General features: G+C 66.4%; 18 protein-coding genes and 2 pseudogenes. 12 read left to right on the top strand and 8 right to left on the bottom strand.

Annotation, left to right across the window (positions count from 1 at the left end):
• Window positions 1–97: 97 nt before the first annotated feature.
• The 3 genes from RHA1_RS36195 (at window position 98) to RHA1_RS36205 (ending at window position 4,930) form a co-directional block, all read left to right on the top strand.
• Window positions 98–1,897, top strand: coding sequence for a S8 family peptidase (locus tag RHA1_RS36195; RefSeq protein WP_011599064.1), 1,800 nt, complete (start codon window positions 98–100; stop codon window positions 1,895–1,897).
• 13 nt (window positions 1,898–1,910) lie between these two features.
• Window positions 1,911–3,218 carry an alpha/beta fold hydrolase gene (locus RHA1_RS36200; protein WP_011599065.1) on the top strand — a complete coding sequence of 436 codons (1,308 nt, stop codon included), beginning with the start codon at window positions 1,911–1,913 and terminating at the stop codon, window positions 3,216–3,218.
• Window positions 3,219–3,961: 743 nt separating this feature from the next.
• The gene (locus RHA1_RS36205; RefSeq protein ID WP_237727045.1) at window positions 3,962–4,930 is read left to right on the top strand and encodes a hypothetical protein; all 969 of its coding nucleotides are present in this window, start codon (window positions 3,962–3,964) and stop codon (window positions 4,928–4,930) included.
• 259 nt (window positions 4,931–5,189) lie between these two features.
• Here RHA1_RS36205 and RHA1_RS44865 read toward each other — a convergent pair whose 3' ends face one another.
• Both RHA1_RS44865 and RHA1_RS52995 read right to left on the bottom strand, forming a co-directional pair.
• Window positions 5,190–5,408, bottom strand: a complete 219-nt coding sequence (locus RHA1_RS44865) for a DUF4383 domain-containing protein (protein ID WP_081437581.1) — start codon at window positions 5,406–5,408, stop codon at window positions 5,190–5,192.
• Between the two features lie 171 nt (window positions 5,409–5,579).
• Window positions 5,580–5,702: a hypothetical protein gene (locus RHA1_RS52995; protein WP_016879883.1), complete on the bottom strand. Its 123-nt coding sequence runs from the start codon at window positions 5,700–5,702 to the stop codon at window positions 5,580–5,582.
• Window positions 5,703–5,769: 67 nt separating this feature from the next.
• Here RHA1_RS52995 and RHA1_RS50790 point away from each other — a divergent pair, with 67 nt between their 5' ends.
• From RHA1_RS50790 to RHA1_RS36240, 5 genes are all read left to right on the top strand, one after another.
• On the top strand, window positions 5,770–6,228 hold the full coding sequence (locus RHA1_RS50790) for a hypothetical protein (RefSeq protein ID WP_050787558.1): 459 nt from the start codon (window positions 5,770–5,772) through the stop codon (window positions 6,226–6,228).
• Window positions 6,229–6,693: 465 nt separating this feature from the next.
• On the top strand, window positions 6,694–6,909 hold the full coding sequence (locus tag RHA1_RS36225; RefSeq protein ID WP_007298551.1) for a hypothetical protein: 216 nt from the start codon (window positions 6,694–6,696) through the stop codon (window positions 6,907–6,909).
• Window positions 6,906–7,259, top strand: coding sequence for a hypothetical protein (locus RHA1_RS36230; protein WP_011599068.1), 354 nt, complete (start codon window positions 6,906–6,908; stop codon window positions 7,257–7,259). Before RHA1_RS36225 ends, RHA1_RS36230 begins: the two co-directional genes overlap by 4 nt.
• A 351-nt stretch (window positions 7,260–7,610) precedes the next feature.
• Window positions 7,611–9,140 carry a M15 family metallopeptidase gene (locus RHA1_RS36235; protein ID WP_011599070.1) on the top strand — a complete coding sequence of 510 codons (1,530 nt, stop codon included), beginning with the start codon at window positions 7,611–7,613 and terminating at the stop codon, window positions 9,138–9,140.
• A 13-nt stretch (window positions 9,141–9,153) separates the two neighbouring features.
• A complete protein-coding gene (locus RHA1_RS36240; RefSeq protein ID WP_011599071.1) occupies window positions 9,154–10,413 on the top strand; it encodes a glycoside hydrolase family 183 protein in 1,260 nt (419 codons plus the stop codon).
• An 80-nt stretch (window positions 10,414–10,493) separates the two neighbouring features.
• On the opposite strand, the gene RHA1_RS36245 is transcribed toward RHA1_RS36240, so the two are convergent.
• Both RHA1_RS36245 and RHA1_RS36250 read right to left on the bottom strand, forming a co-directional pair.
• On the bottom strand, window positions 10,494–11,660 hold the full coding sequence (locus RHA1_RS36245; RefSeq protein ID WP_011599072.1) for an alpha/beta fold hydrolase: 1,167 nt from the start codon (window positions 11,658–11,660) through the stop codon (window positions 10,494–10,496).
• A gap of 232 nt (window positions 11,661–11,892) precedes the next feature.
• Complete coding sequence (locus RHA1_RS36250) at window positions 11,893–12,909, bottom strand: esterase/lipase family protein (RefSeq protein ID WP_011599073.1); 1,017 nt, start codon at window positions 12,907–12,909, stop codon at window positions 11,893–11,895.
• Between the two features lie 367 nt (window positions 12,910–13,276).
• Between RHA1_RS36250 and RHA1_RS36255 the strand changes: the two genes are divergently transcribed.
• From RHA1_RS36255 to RHA1_RS50795, 4 genes and pseudogenes are all read left to right on the top strand, one after another.
• Window positions 13,277–13,636 carry a hypothetical protein gene (locus tag RHA1_RS36255; protein ID WP_011599074.1) on the top strand — a complete coding sequence of 120 codons (360 nt, stop codon included), beginning with the start codon at window positions 13,277–13,279 and terminating at the stop codon, window positions 13,634–13,636.
• 101 nt (window positions 13,637–13,737) lie between these two features.
• A complete protein-coding gene (locus tag RHA1_RS36260; protein WP_029537070.1) occupies window positions 13,738–13,959 on the top strand; it encodes a hypothetical protein in 222 nt (73 codons plus the stop codon).
• A 513-nt stretch (window positions 13,960–14,472) separates the two neighbouring features.
• Window positions 14,473–15,121 (top strand): annotated as a pseudogene (locus RHA1_RS36265) (ScbR family autoregulator-binding transcription factor).
• Between the two features lie 423 nt (window positions 15,122–15,544).
• Complete coding sequence (locus tag RHA1_RS50795; protein WP_157234286.1) at window positions 15,545–15,721, top strand: hypothetical protein; 177 nt, start codon at window positions 15,545–15,547, stop codon at window positions 15,719–15,721.
• Window positions 15,722–15,761: 40 nt separating this feature from the next.
• Here RHA1_RS50795 and RHA1_RS36270 read toward each other — a convergent pair whose 3' ends face one another.
• The 4 genes and pseudogenes from RHA1_RS36270 to RHA1_RS54025 form a co-directional block, all read right to left on the bottom strand.
• Complete coding sequence (locus RHA1_RS36270; RefSeq protein WP_011599078.1) at window positions 15,762–17,408, bottom strand: flavin-containing monooxygenase; 1,647 nt, start codon at window positions 17,406–17,408, stop codon at window positions 15,762–15,764.
• Window positions 17,409–17,559: 151 nt separating this feature from the next.
• Window positions 17,560–18,705: an acyl-CoA dehydrogenase family protein gene (locus RHA1_RS36275; RefSeq protein WP_011599079.1), complete on the bottom strand. Its 1,146-nt coding sequence runs from the start codon at window positions 18,703–18,705 to the stop codon at window positions 17,560–17,562.
• Window positions 18,706–18,853: 148 nt separating this feature from the next.
• The gene (locus RHA1_RS50800; protein ID WP_167540982.1) at window positions 18,854–19,081 is read right to left on the bottom strand and encodes a helix-turn-helix domain-containing protein; all 228 of its coding nucleotides are present in this window, start codon (window positions 19,079–19,081) and stop codon (window positions 18,854–18,856) included.
• A 9-nt stretch (window positions 19,082–19,090) separates the two neighbouring features.
• A pseudogene (locus RHA1_RS54025) lies at window positions 19,091–19,423 on the bottom strand (AAA-type ATPase lid domain-containing protein); the annotation flags it as partial.
• Window positions 19,424–19,441 lie beyond the last annotated feature (18 nt).

The raw sequence follows: 19,441 nt of genomic DNA on the forward strand, positions 1-19,441 counted from the left end.
GATCGAAGGTAATGACGGCGGCAGATGACGAAGTGCCTGACCTCGAACGCATTCGGACGGGCACTGTTGGTCGGCCACAGCCGAGGAGAGGTGAAATATGACCGGCCCAGGTTCTCGGGGCGCCGACGGCGGATCCTCTCGGGACGACTTCTCGGGCGAGCGCCTCGACCGGCAGACTGCACCCCCCGAGCTCGAGGATGACGACAACCGCCGACGGTGGGGCCTGGGCGCCGCCCCCGAAGACCGCGGTCCGTACCTCATCGAGCTGAACGTCCTGCATATCGACGGGCTTTCCGGTGCCACCAACGCCTTCCGTCAACTCTTCACCGACGTCCTCGGTGCGAGGACCGGCAGCGGGGAGGCGGCTGGGCCGTGGCAGCTGACGAAGATATCCAAAGGCTACTTCCGCTGCGAGATGACACTGGCGGAGTGGAAGCAGCTGGTGGCGGCCGACCAGGAACGCGCACTCCGGGCGGCCGCTGCCGCCGCCGCGGCGGCCCGCCGGCGACGACACGCGGACGACAATCCCGGTGCCGGCGCCGCGCCGCCCTCCGACTTCCCGTACCGCACCATTTACCGACTGTGGCCCGACTTCCCCGTCCGCGCCCACATCTGCAAGTCCGTCTCCACCATCAAGGCCGACGCCGCCCTGCGTTCCTTCGAAGCCAGTGGTGAGGGCATCTGCTGGGCGGTCCTGGATTCGGGGATCGACGCCACGCATCCGCATTTCGGCGACCCCGACGGTGAACACCTGCTGCTCGACGCCGCGGTCCGCAATCTGCACCGATGTTTCGTCGAAGTGGACGGCCACCGGCTTCCCGACCCGGACGAGGACCCGGCCGACGGCGGCCCGCTGTCCCGGGAGGACCGCGGCCAGCGGATCGACCTGCACCGCACCTCGGCTCTGACCGACCCGCTGGGACACGGGACTCATGTGGCCGGGATCATCGCCGGGCGTGCCTCGAAGACGGTGACCAACGTGGTCCTCGAACGCCAGGACCGGATCGTCGCGGGCGACGAGGACGACAACGAACCCTCCCGGGTGACGGTGACCAACGCGCGAGTCATCGGCACCGACCGCGAACGTGAACGGTTCCACGGGGTGGCACCGGGCTGTCATCTGGTGAGCCTGCGTGTCCTCGATGATCAGGGTGCGGGCAGGTCCAGCGACATCGTCCGGGCTTTGGAATACATCCGCGAGAAGCTCAACGACAATCCCAAGCTGCTGCGGGTGCACGGGGTGAACCTCAGTGTGGGATACGACTTCGATGCCGAGATGTTCGCCTGCGGCCAAAGCCCGCTGTGCACGGAGGTGAATCGGTTGGTGCAGTCCGGTGTCATCGTGGTCGCGGCAGCCGGCAACACCGGCTACTCCACGCTCCCCACCAGCACCCGCGTGACGAAGGTGGGGTTGTCCAACACCATCAACGATCCCGGCAATGCCGCCGGCGCGATCACCGTCGGATCAACGCACCGCGACTCGCCGCACACCTTCGGGATCTCGTACTTCTCGTCGAAGGGGCCCACCGCCGACGGGCGCCTCAAGCCGGACCTCGTGGCGCCCGGAGAACGCATCGTCTCCTGCGCGGCCGGGACCAAGCAGGCCACGGCACTGGCGAAGCTCGCCCACCAGTCGCCGCCGGGGTTCGGGGCCGCCGCCCCGCCCGGCAGCCCGCCCGCGCACACCGCGTACTACCTCGAAGACAGCGGAACCAGCATGGCGGCACCCCACGTGTCCGGAGCGATCGCCGCGTTCCTCTCGATCCGGCAGGAATTCATCGGGCGCTCCGACGAGATCAAACGGATCTTCCTCGCCAGCGCGGTGCCCCTGGGCCGCGAACGCTACTTCGAAGGCCACGGTCTCGTCGACCTGATGAAGGCCATCCAATCCGTGTGAGAGGACATCGGCGATGATCACCGGGCACTGGGACATCGAGTTCACCAAGGACGGGCTGGTTCACGACGAACACCAGGTAACCCGGCTCCTCGACGGCCTCACCGACACCACCGACCTGCTCGTCCTCGCGCACGGCTGGAACAACGACAAGGCCGAAGCCACCACGCTCTACGACACACTGATCACCTCACTCGAGGCGGTCGGACTGCCCGAATCCGGGCCCGGATCCCGGGTGGCCGTGATGAGAGTGCTGTGGCCGAGCAAAAAGTTCGCACTCGAATCGCTCATCCCCGGCGGAGGAGCCGCCTCCGCGACCACGGCCAACGATGCGGCGCTCCTGACCGCCCTGCAGCAACTCGAGCAGGACCCTGTGCTGCTGGGCGCCGACGGCACCGATCCGACGCGAGCCGACATGGTCGAACGCGCGAAAGCCCAGATCGAGGACCTGGACACCTCCGCAGACGCGCGGCGCGAATACGTGCTGCAGATCCGCAACCTCCTGGACCCGAGCCAGGCACACCCCGACGACGCCTCCCAGGAATTCCTCGACCTCGACCCCGACACCCTCTTCCAGAGGTTCACCGGAGAGGTGCCCGTCCTGCTGCCGACCGGGCCCGGGGGCGCGGCCGGGAACACCAGCGGCGGCGGCGCCTTTCTCGGCGATCTGTTGTCCGGCGCCAAGGCCGCCGCCCGCCGTATCGCGAACTTCGCCACCTACTACACGATGAAGACGCGCGCCGGCGCCGTCGGCCGCACCGGTGTGGCCGCGGTCCTCGGCCGAGCCCGCGAACGACACCCCCAGCTGCCCATCCACCTGACCGGGCACAGCTTCGGCGGACGGCTGGTGACCGCAACCGCCGCCGCCCTCCCACCCTCAGACGCCCCGCTCAGCCTCGCCCTGTTGCAGGCCGCCTTCTCCCACAACGGACTCGCCCAACGATTCGACGGACAACACGACGGCGCGTTCCGTGCCGTCCTCGCCGAACACCGCGTCAACGGGCCCGTCCTCGTCACACACACCAAGAACGACCTCGCCGTCGGCGTCGCCTACCCCCTCGCCTCCCGCATCGCCCACGACAACGCCGCCGCGCTCGGCGACCACAACGACCCCTACGGCGGCATGGGCCGCAACGGCGCCCAACACACACCCGAAACCGACCCCACCGAACAACTCCTGCGGAAGGTGCCCCCCACCCACCAGTACACGTTCGTGCCCGGCAAGGTCTTCAACCTGAAGGCCGACGCGACGATCACCGACCACGGCGACGTCGCCAACCACGCCGTCGCACAAGCCCTACGCGACGTACTCCGATCGCGCTGACCCACTCCCGTGTCACGACATCTCCCAGAAGCTGGCGCACCGACATGGTGTGTCCTTGGCCGCGAATCCGAAGCACCCGCAGCCTCGGAATCCGACACCGGCGTACCGCGGCCGATTCCTCACTACGAGCGGCGGGCACCGCGTGCGGTTCCAGGGCTAAGGCCGAGCGGGCATCGGGCCGCGGTGCGAGGTCCGACCGAGCCCCGACGTGCTCGGCAAGGGCGAGCCAACAAACAGCGCGACAACCGAAGACAGGTAGTGGGCTACGCGTGATCGAGGGACTCGTCGGCGGCAGCGTCGGAATACAAGAGCGATACATGAGCGGAGAGTTCCGGGGTTGGGAGTTCCGATGCGAGCGACAAGGCACGTTCCGACAGGCGCCGCAAGGCCGATTCCGTTCGCTGCGATCGCCGCGGCGCTCGCCGTGGCGGTGGCAACACTCGGCGCCTGCAGATCCGACCCCGCACACCCGCCGAGCCAACCGGCCCCACCTGCGGCGACCGCTCCAACACCCGCTGCGTCGGCCCCGACGAGCATGTTCTTCCCTACCGTCGAACAGCACCGCACCCGGCCGGTAGGGACCCAACCGACGACACCGGAGAACAAGCTCGGTGTTCCGAGCGCACCAACACAACCGACGCTGCCCGGCCCACCACCCGGTACCAACCCGGATACCGATACTCCCGTACCGTCGCCTCCGGTCCCGACGACCGCGCCGCCCACCGACGGCGGCACACCGCCCGATGAGTGAGAACTCGGCGCCAACGACACCGATCCACACCTGGATCGGTGTCGTCACCACGATTCTCGCCCCGACCACCCTGATCACGGCGCTGTGCTACTACTTCGGATACATCTACACCCGCAAGAAGCTCGCCTTCTTCGGCGTCGACTGCGATGCTCTCGGATTCACCTCCAGCGATTACGTGCGAGGCAGCGTCACTGTGCTGTACGCGCCGCTCCTTTTTCTCCTCGTCGGGTGGTTCGCGGCGGTCTGGGTCGGGGACTACGCGCGCCGCTCGATCAGAACCGGACAGCGGCCGCACCTTGTTCGCACCATCGGACGAACCGCACTCGCCGTCGGGACAGCTTTCATGCTCACCGGGATCGTCGGCGTCGTGGCGGCCGGGTACACGGCCTCTCTCGCACTCATCTCCTGGGTGTTCTCGCCGATCGCGCTCGGGGTGGGTGGTCTTCTCGCGGTGGGAGGTTACTGGGCACTGACCATCTCCACCACCACACCGAGCACGCACCACACCACTCCGACCGCACGAGTCAGCCAAGTCCTCGTGATTTCGGTGATAGTGCTGGCACTCTTCTCCGTCATGCACTCCTTCGCGTCCTGGCTCGGCGACAACGACGCGCAGACCATCGCCCACAACCTCTGGGCGAAGGAATCCGTGGTCTCCGTCGTCAGAGCAGAACGCTTGGATGTGCCAGCGAATCTGATCGCGGAGACTCTGGTCGAGACCCCGCCAGGGCAACCACCTCTCTTCCGGTATGAGTGTTTCCGAACTCTCGTTGCACGAAGCGATCTGTGGGTCCTTGTTCCAGCAAAGTGGTCAACTGACAACGGATACGCGGTGATTCTTCCCGCCGACTCCTCGCTCGTCAGCCTGTCCCGGTCGACCGATTTCAAGGACATCGCCGAAGCCCACACCGACATCGTGACCACGCCCTGGCAGTGCCCTGAACGCGCGCCGATCCCCTAACCGAATCAGCAGAACCGTACAGCGGTTGCACACCGCCTTCGCATCCAAAGGGCACCCCGATCCGGTCACGGGTCGAGGTGCCTTCCGTGTCATGCCGTTCGCCCGCGGTAGGCGCCGGTCGGTCGAATAGTCCTCCCCGAGAATGCGGCACGGTGCTGCGTCCCGCCTCCTTCGCCGGCATCGGGGGCGAAGTCGTCATCCCCACCGACGACGAGGCGGTGTCCCGGCTCGACCAGAGGGCCATCGACGCCCTGCGCGCCTACGAGAAGGCCGAGAAGGCCACCGGATTCGACCCGGCTCCTGGCCCGTCCCGCAGCCGCGGCAGCAGGAGGCCGAGGACAACCATCCCCAGCCCGAGGGCGAAGTGCAGCCAGTTGTCCGCAGTGTTGACCGGCACAAAATTCGCGCAGCTGTCCTGGTCGGTGGTCACCGCGGGGATGAACCCGAGCACCCCGACCATCAGGAACACCGCACCCATGAGCAGGACCGCTGCCTGGACCGGGGTGGCGAACAGGGAACCACGTTGGGCAGGCTGTGCGGCATCGCCGAAACCCTCTGTCTCACTCAAAAGCTGTACACATCAGAGAGCCACTGAACGGAATACCCGAGAGCCCGACCCCGAACCCGAGTCCATGACGGATCGGGGACCCTATTCCGGTCGCGGATCGGGGAACTCCGGGGTGGGAGCGTCGACCAACGAGTTGGGCCAGGTCAGCGCCTCGATGAGGGCGGTGACCCGCACCTCGGAGTCAGGTTCACGTTCGGCGGGCACTCAGGTGCACCCCGGGCGGCGCCGGGATCACCGGCCAGCAGGGAAGCACCGACCGCGCCACCCGGCTTTGCCGCGCAGGCAACTGTCGGGCATCGACGACCTGCCCGGCGCCCGTGCGGACCTCGAGGACGAACGACTCCCCCTCCCCGCGACACCCCGTCCGAGTCGGCGCCCCGCCCCGTCAAGGACCGAGTGTTCGTCATCGGGCGCCGATGACCACCTGCAGTCGGCTGGTGGCCAGGCCTGCGGTTTCGACCTCCAGACCGTCTACAACGACGTCGGCGGGCGACTCGAGGGTTTCGTGCACACCGCGGACTTGGGCCCGTACGCCGACCGGATCGGAGTCGCCGCCTCGGCGAATCTCTCCCTGCGGGCCTGTGTGCTGGCTCGGACCTCCGGAAGAACGTTCCTCGAATTCGTCGACGTCAGCCAACCCGCCCACCCCGACGCCGGCAGTCCGGAACTGTTCCCGTTCTGGAACCGTGCGCGTGAGGAACTGTGCCCCCTGTATCGGCACGGCTGGTGACGAACCGGCGTACGGCGGTGTCGCGACGCTTCCAGGCCAGGGACCGGCCACGACCACGATGGACCATCCTTACCCTGATCTCACGCCCATTCGCCAGTTCCGGCACGCTGCAAGGGGTTCAGCAGACCGGGCCGCTGACGATCGGTACCGGTCAGCCGTGATCAACGCAGATCCGTTCCGGTGACACCCCGAGCTCGAGCCCGAGCTGAGCGTGCTGTGCGGTCAGGCCTTGGTGATCGGTGGACACTCGTGCATACCTGATGTACATCGCTGATTACCGGTCGCGCAGCGGCTCGGCCGGTCCGGAGCGCGGGCCCATCGCAGTCGGCATCGAGGGTGCGGACGTGTTGCCGCCCGTCCTGACCGGTTCTCAGCCCTACCCGGAGACCGATGCGTATCTGAGCCGTACCTGGTACGGCTTTCGAGGTAGACTGAACGGGCCGAGATCACCCTCAGGAGGACATCATGAGTAAGGACGACGTTTCCAAGGTCACCGCGAACCTGCCCAACGACGACATCAAGACGCTCGACGAGATCGCCAAGCGGCACGCCTCGACCAAGACCAGCGCCCTGGTCCGGGCCATCCGCACCACCGCCTACATCGACGAGGCCGCCGCCAACGGTGCCAAGGTCTTCATCGAAGAGCCCGACGGCACCAAACGGGAGGTCGTCTTCAAGTGACCGAACCCGACGGGCCCACCGTGCCCGCTGAGGACGATGTCACCGCCCGGGACGCCACGACCGTCGACGAGGTCAACGTCGGCAGCACCGACCCCCAGGTGACCGAACAGCCCGAGGTCACCATCCGGCGCCTCGACGAACGCCAGGAGGACACCCGTAAGGCCCTGGCGATCGGCCTGTCCGTGGCCACCTTCCTCGTCGGCCTGATCTACCTGCTGGTGCCGCTGTGGGCCGGCGCCGACAAGTGGGATCGCGCCAGCAGCCCATTCCAGGTGGTCTTCACCGCGATGGTGGGCCTGACCGGCAGCGCGATCGGCTACTACTTCTCCTCGCGCAATCCCCCGTCGTAACCGATGGGGGAACACGGAGCAGCCCCGCGCCGGGGTCCCGTCCCCATCGATCTCGATCCCCCCTGCTCACTGCTACGCCGACCCTCAGAGGCGTTCCACAGCACCGCGGTCATCCGGCTCGGCCCGCCGGGGCAACGCGCCGACCGACTCCGACCGGGCCCCGGGGAACGCGTACGGCACGCCTCGCCAAATTTTCCCGGCTCGGGCGTCACACTGAAACTCGGCAGAACCGGGCGAGGCGTTGGTGTCGGTATGTGGTCCTATCGTCCGGGATGCACGAAGCGACACACAGCCGCGGCGGAAGCGGAAGCAGTGCAGCCAGGACCGTGGTAACGACGGAGGGTGAGCGCGATGGGATTTCGCAGCTACAAGGGGAACACAATCTCCGAGAACGGCTGGCGCATCTGCGATACCGGCGAAATCGTCAAGCCGCTGGTGCCCGGCACCGACAACGTGCGGCCGGAGGTGCGCCGGGGCGCGGCGGCGACGATCCTGATTGCCTGGGCGGCGCTCTGGCACCGGCGGGTCTGGCGAATCGACAGCTACCGGCCCCGCGACTACTGGGGATTCAGCTGGGACAACGATATAGCCAACAGCAACCACCTGAGCGGGACGGCCGTGGATCTCAACGCCACCCGGTTGCCCTGGAAGGTGCGGGCGTCGGTGAACATGCCGGCCGACAAGATCGCCGCGGTCCGGCAGATGCTCACCGAGTTCGAGGGCACGGTATTTTGGGGTGAGGACTGGGCCACCAAGGACCCGATGCACACCCAGATCAACCTCCCCGAGGGTGACACCCGCCTGGATGCCTTCGCGACCCGGCTCGAAAACGGCTACCTCTGGGTGTATGGGCCACCCGACCTGGACGCGTTCCCCCTCCCGGCGGGGTACTACTACGGCCCGCTCGACGGACCCGCCGAATCGATCAGCGGCCTGTTCCCCACCGACCCGCAATCCTGGAAGGACGGCCTCAGGCGCTGGCAGAAAACCTGCGGCATACCGGAAACCGGAATCTGGGACACCGGCACCGCCCGCGCGGCAACGGCGCTGCAGATCGCGAACGGATGGCCGGTGACCGGCTATGTGTTCGAGGGCGAATGGAATGTCGTGATCCGCCACGGGCAACGCCCGGATCTCGGCGGACCGGTCACCCCGCCGACACCGCCGGTGGTGCGCGGCAAGACCTGGGCGGATGTGTCGCAGTATCAGATCACCCCGGTCACCGACGCGTACCCGTACGACATCTTCTGTTTCCGGTCCAACAGCGGGAACATGCGGGATACGAAGTTCGCGGCGAACCACGACTGGGCGGTGCGTGCGTGTCAGGACGGCCGGCTGCGGTTCTTCATCGTGTACTGGTTCTTCCGGCCCGGTCAGGCGAACATCGACTTGCTGATGCAGATGGTCACCGAGCAGGGCGGGCCGCATCCGCGGATGGTCGTCATGGCCGACGTCGAGGACGCGGCCGGGGCGATCACCGGGGACCAGTCGGCGGAGGTCAACGACGAGATCCGGCGGGCACGCGAATGGCTCGGCGAGCGGCGGGTGATCGGCTACTGGAACCCGGTGTCGAACGCGGACCTGTGGCGCACCCGCCCACCAGGTCTCCGGTTGGTCACCCCCAGCTACGGCCGGGAGCCCGGATCGCCGAAGATCAAGCCGGACGGCTATTTCGCGCACCAGTACACCGACAACGGCCCGTGCCCACCGTTCGGCCGCTGCGACCTCAACTACACCCACCTGAGTACCGACGAACTCGACGCGATGCTCGGCCTGGGGCAAAGCCCCCCGCCCCCGCCCCCGCCTTCGGTTCCGGAACCGTTCCCGATCGACGACGCGGCGCTGTGGGACTACATCGCCGGGGAGGTTCTCGGCCGATGACACTGGTGCGGTCATGAAAATCAGGGATCTCACTCCGGTGCCGCAGTTCGGTGTCGGCGGGACCGACCTGGGCATCCCGGTCCGGGTGCCCACGGGAGAGATCGGATTCTTTTTCGGTGACACCTTCGCCGAGAACCGGGTCGGCGGCCCCGGCTGGCGCAGCCCGGTACTGCTCTACAGCCACACCCACGACCTCGATGACGGGGTGCGGTTTCACCGCGCCGCCGGGGGCAACCCCGCGAAACAGCTCTGGGACTACCCGCACAACAACCCGGAGTTCAGCACCGTGCTCCCCACCGACGCGATCGTGATCGGCACCCGGATCTACCTGCACGTCCTCGTGGTCCGGGGCCTGCCCGACACGCGGTGGACCGAGATCCAATACTCCGACGACAACGGCGAGACCTGGACCCACGGCGGACCCAAGGCCCGGTGGGAAGGATGGGAATTCGGCGGTCACCGCCGGATGCTGACCTGGGAACGCGGCGGGGACGGGTTCGTCTACGTAATGACCACCGGCGGCCTCGAACGTGACAAGAACGTGCTGCTATTCCGCTGCCCCGAGGACCAGCTGCTGAACCGAGACTTCTACGAGCCCTGGGGATTTCGCAACGGTGCCTGGGCATGGGGCAATCCACCCACCCCGATCCTGCCGGTCGGCTCCAAGGTCGGGGAGCTGTGCCTGCGCCGAATGCAGAACAACTGGGTGCTCAGCTACTTCAATGAAGCCGAATACAACATCACCATCCGCGTCGTCGGGCAGATCACCGACAACTGGCACACCGCTCCCACGTTCCGGCCGGTGAGGGGACCGTCGGGGAATGGCGGCCCGGACGTCGTGGCCCGCCTGTACGGCGGATACGTGCACCCGGACAGCACATTCGACAACTTTCACATCATCGTGTCCGAATGGGCCGAATCCGGATGGCCGTACCGGGCCATGCAGTTTCGGGTACAGGTACAACCCGCAGTACCGATCGAGGAGGACGAACACATGAGTGCACGCGAAGTCGCCGCCGCGTTCCGGGACGACCACCCGGTCGCCCTCTACGACGGATCCGGCCGCAAGCTCGATCTGCGAGAGGCCATCGCCGAGATCTTATGGAAGGAGGTCACCAACCTCGGTCTCGAAGGCCGCCCGGTGCCGGCGGACCGCAAGGACGATCAGTTCGGCCACATCCTGTCCACTCACGCCCTGGCCGAGCAGAACAACAAACTACTCCGGGCACTGTGTGAGAAGGCGGGCATCGACGTCGACGAGGTCCTCACCTGAACGGTCCGGATCAGACCTGGAATCGCCTTGCTGCTAGCGACATTCGTTCACAGGGGGACTCGGCCGCGCCGGGATCGGGGTCAGCACCGTGTCGGGGCGGGCTCACCCCGGAATCGTGCCGCGATGAACTCGTACGCATCCGGGAAACCGACCACCGCGGTGGTCATGTGCTCGGAGATGTCGTACGGCACGAACGTCAGCCTCGCACCCGCCGCGCAGTACCGGTGCGCCACCTCCGCCACCGAATCGAACGGGGTGAGCCCATCGAGCGTGCCGTGCCACATGTACACCGGCGCCGTGGGCACCCCCTCGAAATAGCGGAGGCTGTTCTCCCGCAACACCTGACGCGCCGCCGAACTCGCCATCAGACTCCTCGACGCGGCCAACTGCCCGGCGTTGCGGAACGCGCCGTGGAACAGCAGGAACCGCCGGCACTCGTTGCTCATCCAGTCCCGCAACCACAGACCGGTCTCGTTGAGTTGCGAGGACACCGGCAACCGATCCGGGTACTCCCGCTCGAGGCCGATCGCCGCCGCGAAGGCCAGCCCGAACCCCGGGTGCGGGTTGAACCCCAGCCCCTCGGCCATCTGCTCGAGATCGGCCGGAACTCCGCCCTGCACCACCGCCGCCAGCGTCAGCTCCGGCGCGTAGGTCGGGGCGAGCGCCGCCGCCCAGGCACTGGCCATTCCCCCACCCGAGTAACCCGCCAGGGCGACGGGACTGTTCGTCAGGCCCAGTTCGGTCACCCGCTGCACCGCACGGACACTGTCCAGGGTGATCATGCCGCCGAGCTTGGCGGCACCGTACGCACCGGTCGGGCCGAGGTGATCGGGCACCGAGACCGCCCACCCCCGCTGCAGACCCAGCAACATTCCCGGCGATTCCTGCATCTCCAGGTTGAACAGCGCCCGCGAGGGCGCGCACTTGGTTCCCAACGAGTTCACGATCGCCTGATACGACACCAACGGCGGATTCGCCACACCCCGGGGCAGGAGCACCGTGGTGACCGCCAGAATCGGGTTGCCGGCCGAGTTCGTCGACCGGAACGCGACCTGCCACCCGTCGGAGTTGGCGTACATCCAGGTGTCGATCCGCCGCGTCCGCACCACATCACCCGGCGCCGTGGCCCCGAGATCGGCGGGAGCGAGGTAGAACGGATCCGGGTCCGGCCACGGATACAGCGGTTCCGCGCTCGCCGGCACCGGAACCATCATTGCGAGGAAGAGGACACCGAGCACCGCCGCCATCAAGACCCTGAAACCTCGCCGCACCACGTCCTGCTCCCTCTGCGCCCCCTCGTCAGGACACGGTGACTGTATCCGCGCGGGCACCCGCACCGTTACCGGCTCGATCCGCGGCGACCTCAGCGACAGGGCCTAGCGAACACCCGCGTGCAGGTTTCCGCATCCCGCTTCATGCCAACGCTCACCAGCCGCGTCGCCGTGGTGCGGCGACCCGTCAGCCCTGACACCGTCCCCATCAGAACTTCTCGGTGAGGATCATCTCCAATACCCCCGTGCCCGCCGGGACCACGGTGCAGGGCGGCGGTGTCGCCGCCTGTGCGGGATCGAGCACACCCATCACCAGTTGCAGGGTGTACTCGTCGTAGGGCATCCGGAAATGCCCGGACTGATTGGACGGGCACAGGTCCCCGATCATCAGGTTCGTCGCCGACCCGTCGCGCAACGCGATATTGGTCGCCGGCTGAATGACCTCGTCGAGCCGCGAGCCGATCGTCGTGTACCGGGTCCCCGGCACGGTGTCACCCCCGCCGTTGAGGTCGGCCAGGAACGATGATCCCTGGGCCTGCTGCTCCAACGCGGGCGACACCAAGTCCGGGGGGATTGCCCTTCTCGCCCACTGCATGCCGCCGGGCGTCTGCTCGAGGACCGGAACGAGACCGAACAGGGTGCCCCCGTATGTCGGTGAGGCGAGACCGATCCACTGATCGACTATGGCTGCACCACCGAGCCGGTTGACGTAATAGCGGGCCACCGTCGCTCCTTGCGAGTAGCCGACGATATTGACCTCGGCGGCGGCGGTCGCGGCGCGGACGGCAGCCACGAACTGTGCCAGCTGGCCGGCGCTGACCGTCATGTCCTCGGTTCCGTAGTTGTCGCCCCCGGGCTCGCCGCCGTAATTGAGCGCGAACACGCAGTACCCCGCGGCGGCCAGTCGCGGACCGAGAGCTGCCCAGTCCGAGTACGCGTTCGAGTCCGTGCCGTGCACCAGCACCACCGGCCTCGGATGGTCGTCGGTGGGGATACAGGTGAAGTCGTTGACGCCGGGCGGCACCGATCCCGGGTGCTGCCGCGCGTACCGGGCGGCATCGGGATGCTCGCTCTGGGCGGGACCGGCTCGGTCCGGGACCTGCCATACCGAGCTCGCCCCGGGTAGGTCCGGAACCTCCTCCGCCGCCGCGACCGGCGCCCAAAGAAGGCCCGCGGCCAACCCGACACCCGCGGCCGCCCACCTCATCTGTCGATATGCCCGCATCCTGCCGCTCCCTGCCCTGCCTCCACGGCCCGAACATTCGTGCCGACACCACTACCCGAGCACCCCGGAACCGGGTCGGCTCCGGGGACAGTGTGGAATACATTGAGCGCAAACGCTATTAGGTCAACCGTCCAGTTACGCTGGGTCGCATGCCATCCGGGAACACTCCAACAGTGCAACCATTGGCGCATCCGACGAGGCCATCCTGCGGGTTCGATCACTACCGCCCAGTAATGTGACGTATGCCACAGCTAGCGTTGCGGAGATGCCTTACCCTGCTGAGAAACACACACCCCATAAGGCTTCCCCAAGAATCGACACACAGAGTGAGTCGGAACCCGCGCCCACTCGATGAGGTGCGGTCGCCATGACCACAGAACAGCTGGTCCGCAACCCCATCGTCACGGGCCGGGTCACCGCCGATATCGCCAGCCAGTCGCCCCGAGACGTTGTCGCGGCAATGTTCTCGTTCGACCTCGACGACGGGAAGGTCGACCTCGACGCAGTCGAACGGATCCGAGAGCGCGAATTCGACGACTGGATTTCCGCCACCGCCCAGTCCGGCCTCTTCTCCCCGCAGGAGATCGAGGCCCTGGCCCGGTCATGGCACGCCGACCCCCGGTCGCTGTTCGAGGCGCTCCTCACCGACGCCGACGACATGACCCGCAAGCGCTACGAGATCGCCTGGGACTCGCTCGACGAGGCCGACTCACTCGAATACGCCTGACGGTGGCGACAACCGACGATGGAACGCCTGATAGCCAACACACCCACCCACAATGAGCGACGAAAAACGTTGAGGTGAACGGCAAGGGAGGACGGAACCCGATGACGAACTCGACCGTTCCAGACCAGTTGCTGCACGCCGTACAGGACCGCACCACCGAGATGCGCCGATGGTTGGAAACCGACAACAACAGCGAAACGCTGATGGCGCACCTCCAACACGAGCCGGTCGACGCAGCGTGGCTGCGCACCTATCAGCGCCTGGGTCGCGACCTCATGTCGGCCGTCGGAAACGCGCAGGAGCAGTTGCCGCGCCGTCGATGAACGCCGACCAGGCCTGTGCGCTCGAACGGGTACGGGACACGCGCGCGGTCTGTCGAACTGTCACGCCCGCCGAGCACACAACGGTTTTCAGTTGGGCCGACTGACAACCACCCCTCAGCAACGGCCGAGACCTGAAGTCCCGTTCATCAATCCATCGGGAGTCGGGCGACCACTGCTCAAACTCTGTCAAGGCGAGGGTGTCGTGTTCGTCGTAGTCGGCGAGCAGTGTGATGAAGTCCCACTCCCGGCCCTCGCGTCTCCCGGAACTAGCGGGGCGGGTCATCGGTGAGCCCTCCGATGTCGGGGCGCCGACACCTTGCGCCTGAATCCCCCGTTCCTGGGGTGCGCTGGGGACGACGTCCTGGGGCCAGTCGGCCTCAGAGGGGGCCACGCCGAACATCATGCGACGAACCTCCACATCGGGTATGCATATGCAGGGCGTCGTTCAATCCCATTCAGGACGGTTCACGACAGCCGTCCCGTCGATGATCTCGGTACTCGAAGGGCAGGCGAATGGCCACCCAGAAGCGGGCGGAAGTCACTCGTCGCGCATTGCTGTACGCCGCGGCCGAGGTGTTCACCCGCCACGGCTACGCAGACACGAAGCTGAGCGAGATCCTCACCCAGGCCGTGGCCACCAAGGGGGCGCTGTACTTTCACTACGCCTCCAAGGAAGAACTCGCCCGCGCCGTCATCGAGGAAGGCACGAGGCGGTTCACTGCCGTGTGCACCCCGTATCTCGACTCCGCCACGCCGGCATTCGAGGCCATGCTCGGGATCTCCTTCGTCACGGTCGACGCCGCCCTCAACGACGCGGTGATGGGGGCAACCTTCCGCCTCATCACCGAAATGGGCGACTACCGCAGTTCCGAGACGGACACCTTCGCGACCTGGATATCCACCTACCAACTCCTGGCCCGCCGAGCAATCGACGAGGGTGACCTGCGCGAGGACACTGATCCGGACGCTGTCGGTCAGCTCCTGGTGGAACTCTTCGCCCGGGGCACGCCTCCTGGCGACGGCCACCGACAACCCCGCCGCCCTGCCGACGCGGACGGCGATGGCGTGGGATCTGCTGCTCCCGGTGCTGGTGACCACCCCGAAAGTCGACTACTTCCGACAATTCCTCACCCGGAGGCTGCCCACGGTAGGCCTGCCATGAAGGGTGCTGCGGCAGGAAGCTTCGTCTGAAATGCGGCCTGACCGCCACCGAACGCAGCCACGGCAACCGCAGACCGGACCTCGCGCACTGGTCCGCGCCACCCGACGCGGGGTCAGTGGCCGCGTTCGCATTGACCCGATTTTCTCCCCACCGCGATCACTCGGATATTCCTGTGGCACACCACCGTCTAACAAAGTCCTACTGGGAAGGCACGCCGGGTCCCGCATGTGGTCGGCTACATCCCGAACCGGCCTGCCGGCAAACTAGTGGAATTGGATCGCTTCCACGACATCGCCGAACTGTTCTTCGACATCGTCGAAGGTGAAGAACAGGCCTGGATTTCCGAGCCCTGGACAACCTCCCTCGCTTCCGATGCGCATTACCTACTCGCCGTGGACAAGGGCGGTCCCCCATCGTCGACTCGTGGTCACGTCCGTCCGCGACGGCCGGCAGCTCGACTATCGTGTGGTCGCCTTCGGGGACAATCCCCAGAATCTTCCGGAGCGGACCGGTTCGGCATCGGTCCGACACCCGGCAGAGGCCGCGGCGATCCTCGTCGACCCGCCGCTCCCAACGCACGGTCGGGACGACGCCGCGTGAGCCACGGAGATGCACCGTGACCCACGCGCCCACACTTCGGTCAGTTCGTCTCGAAGGCGGCGTAGCCGTTGGCCTTGATCTTGTCCCACCGCGCGAAGTACTGGGGAACACCGCCCGAGTAGTTGAGCATCTGCGCAGGCTTACCGGGCACATTCGCGCCCCAGTACCACGAGCGGGCTTTCGTGAACATCGAGTTGACGAACAGTTCGTCGACGTGTGCACGCCACTGCTTCTCCGATTCTTCGGTGTTCTCGAATCGTGTAATGCCGTTGTCGCGCAGGTGCTGGAGGAACTCGACGACGATCTCACCTTGGTACTCGGCGGAGGTCGGGCCGTTGCAGAAGCCGGATGGACTCTGGGGGCCGTAGAGGAACATCATGTTCGGGAACCCGCGGGTGGACAGGCCCATGCAGGTGTCGACGCCGGACTTCCACTTGTCCTGGATACTCAATCCGTCGACGCCGGTGATGTCGATGGCCATGATGCCGCCGCTGTTGTTGTCGAAGCCCGTGGCCAGTACGAGCAGGTCGCATTCGATGACGCCGTCGTCGGTCTCGATCCCGTGGGGCAGCACCCGGCGGATCGGGGTCAGGTTGGAGTCGATTACCTCGACGTTGCTCTGGTTGATGACGTCGAAGTAGTCCTGCTCGAGGGAGGGGCGCTTGACGCCGTAGGGGTGCGGCGGTGTCTCGGGCGCCACGATCGCGGCCTTCTTCGGATCGGTGACCCGCTCGAGGACCTTGTTGCGCCAGAAGTCGTAGAACGTGCGGTTGGCGTCCTCGTCGACGAGGATGTCCTGGAAGTTTCCGAGCCACATCTCGAAACCACCCTCCGCCCACATCTTCTCGTAGATCGCGTCGCGTTCCTCCATGCTCAGGTCGGCGGCGTTCTGCGGCAGAAAGTCGAAGTCGAATCCAGCAAAGGCCTTGTAACGTGCCTCGAACCGCTCGGGCAGTCCCTTCCGGAACTGTTCGTTGTCGTCGTGCGTGAGTGCACGTTGTTGCATAGGAATCGCCAGGTTCGGGGTGCGTTGGAACACCGTGACGTGTTCGGCGACGTGACCGGCTTCCTGGACGACCTGCACGCCGCTGGACCCGGTGCCCATGACGACGACCTTGCGGCCCGTCATGTCGACGCCCTCCTGCGGCCAGCGAGCGGTGTGGTAGCAGTCGCCGGCGAACAAGTCGAGCCCCTCGAGGTTCGGATACAGCGGCTTGGCACCGAATCCGGTCGCGACGATCACCTGACGCGCATTCTGCACCTTGCCGTCCGCGGACCGCGCGGTCCACTGCCGGGTCTCCTCGTCCCATGTGCAGGACTCGGCGAAGGTGTCGAACACGACGTCGCGGGTGAGATCCAGTTGTGAGTCGACATATTCGAAGTAATTTCGGACTCCGTCGTGCCCTGGATACAGTTCAGCGAAGTCGTACTTCTTCCACAGGTCTTTGTGCGAGAACTGGTAGATCTGCCCTGTGCTGTCGGTGCGCGCGCCGGGATAGCAGTTCCACCACCAGATTCCGCCGAGTCCGCCAGCGGCGTCCCAGACCTTGGCGGTGAAGCCGAGGTCGCGAATCCGGTCCAGCGCATACAGGCCGGAGAAGCCTCCACCGATGATCAGGACGTCGAGCACGTCGTTGTTCGAGTGTTTGCCGGTGCGGGTGGCCGTGTCGGCCTGGGATGCCGTCATGTCGTTCCTCCTCGAGATTTCCCGGGACGTGTATTCCCGCCCGGACACTTAAGACGTTAGAAGCGATCGTGTGATGTGAAGTGTCCGAAATCGAATCACGGACACACGCCAGGTTGCATCCACATATTCAGTGCCAGAACGTTATCCGGGTTCAGAATCCGAGATCGCGGCCGATCAGTTCCTTCATGATCTCGTTCGAACCCGCCCAGATCCTCGAGACGCGCGCATCCCGCCACGCCCGCGCCACCCGGTACTCATTCATGTAGCCATAGCCACCGTGCAGCTGCACGCAGTGGTCAATCACCCGGTTCTGCACGTCGGCGGTCCACCACTTCGCCTTCGCCGCATCGACGGAGGTGAGCTCACCGGCCGCGTGCGCCGCGACGCACTGATCGACATACGCCTGCGTGACCTCGATCTGCGTCACCAGGTCGGCGATCAGGAACTTGTTGTGCTGGAAGGTTCCAATCGATTGGCCGAACGCCGTTCTCTCCCGGCAGTAGTCGACGGTCTCGACGAGGATCTGCGCAGCATGTGCGAGGTTGGAGACGGCACATCCCAATCGTTCCTGGGGTAGGAACGACATCATGTGAATGAACCCGCGATCGAGCTCACCGATCACGTGGGCGTCGGTGACCCGCACGTTGTCGAGGAACAATTCTGCGGTGTCCGCTTCGTCCTGGCCGACCTTGTCGAGTTTACGGCCACGCTCGAATCCGGGCAGGGACGTCTCAACGCCGAAGAGAGTGATGCCCTTGGCCTTCTTCTCCGGCGAGGTCCGCGCCGCGATCACCACCAGATCCGCCGAATACCCATTGGTGATGAACGTCTTCGCACCCGACAGCAACCAGCCGTCGCCGTCGCGAACGGCAGTGGTCTTGAGCGCAGCCAGGTCCGAACCTCCGGCGGGCTCGGTCATGCCGATTGCAGTGAGCACCTCACCCGAGCACACTCCCGGCAGCCACCGAACCTTCTGCTCGTCGGTGGTCAGCTGCACCAGATATGGCGCCACGACGTCACAGTGGATACTGACACTCGACGCCAGAGCTGCGTTGACCTTGGCCAACTCCTCGATGAGCACCGCGTTGAAGCGGTAGTCGCCGGCGTCGCCACCTGTGTACTCGGCCGGGACTTCGAGACCGAGCAGATCGTGTTTGCCGGCTTCGAGCCAGAAGTCCCGGGGCAGCGCTTTATCGGCGCGGATGTGCTCGGCGCGCGGTTCGAAATACCGCACCAGGAACTGACGGACGGAGTCCCGGTAGGCCTCGTGGTCGTCGCCGTAGACTGTGCGTTTCATCGTTGATCATCCCTTCGGGTCGGTCCGACGTCACCGCCTGATGAGGTGGCGCGAGGAGCCGGGTAACCGAGGGTCGCCCGTCCTGCGCCCATCGTGTCCGCTCCGAGCCGGACTGGGATGTCCCGATATGCGACAGGGGCTCCCGAGGTCAGGATCCGAAGCGTTCGTTCTCCAGACCGAGCGCGCGAATCTCGCGGTACAGCGTCGACCGCGCGACCCCGAGCCGATCTGCGGCGAGGGACTTGTTGCCGTCGGCTTCGTCGAGGGCACGCACGATCGTTTCCCGCTCGTTGCGTTCGAGGGAGGTGAGCTGTCGACCCGACCCGAGTGCGCGATAGTCGTCAGGGAGGTGCTCGAGTCTGATGTCGAACCCCATCGACCTCGAGACAGCCGTCGACAGCACGGCATCGAGCTCGCGGACGTTGCCCGGCCAGTGGTGGGCGATCAGCGCTCGATGCGCGGCCGGCTGCAGTTGCGGCGTGGGACGCTCTGGGAGCTGGGCGGTGAGGAGCTCCCGCGCGAGGTCGTCGAGGTCCTCGATCCGCTGCCGCAATGGCAGCACGGACACGCTCCGGCGCACGTGGGTGTCGAGCTGGTGGCCACCGACCGGTGCGGTCGCGGTCGCAGTCGCGACCAGCGGCGCGGCCATCTCGGCGGCGGCGTCCAGCGACCGCGTCGCCCGATACCTCGTCCACGTGCTCGACGATCCACGGGGCATTGTTCGACAGGCGTGCGC

Origin of the sequence: Rhodococcus jostii RHA1 (assembly GCF_000014565.1) — a bacterium.
Classification (GTDB): domain Bacteria; phylum Actinomycetota; class Actinomycetes; order Mycobacteriales; family Mycobacteriaceae; genus Rhodococcus_F; species Rhodococcus_F jostii_A.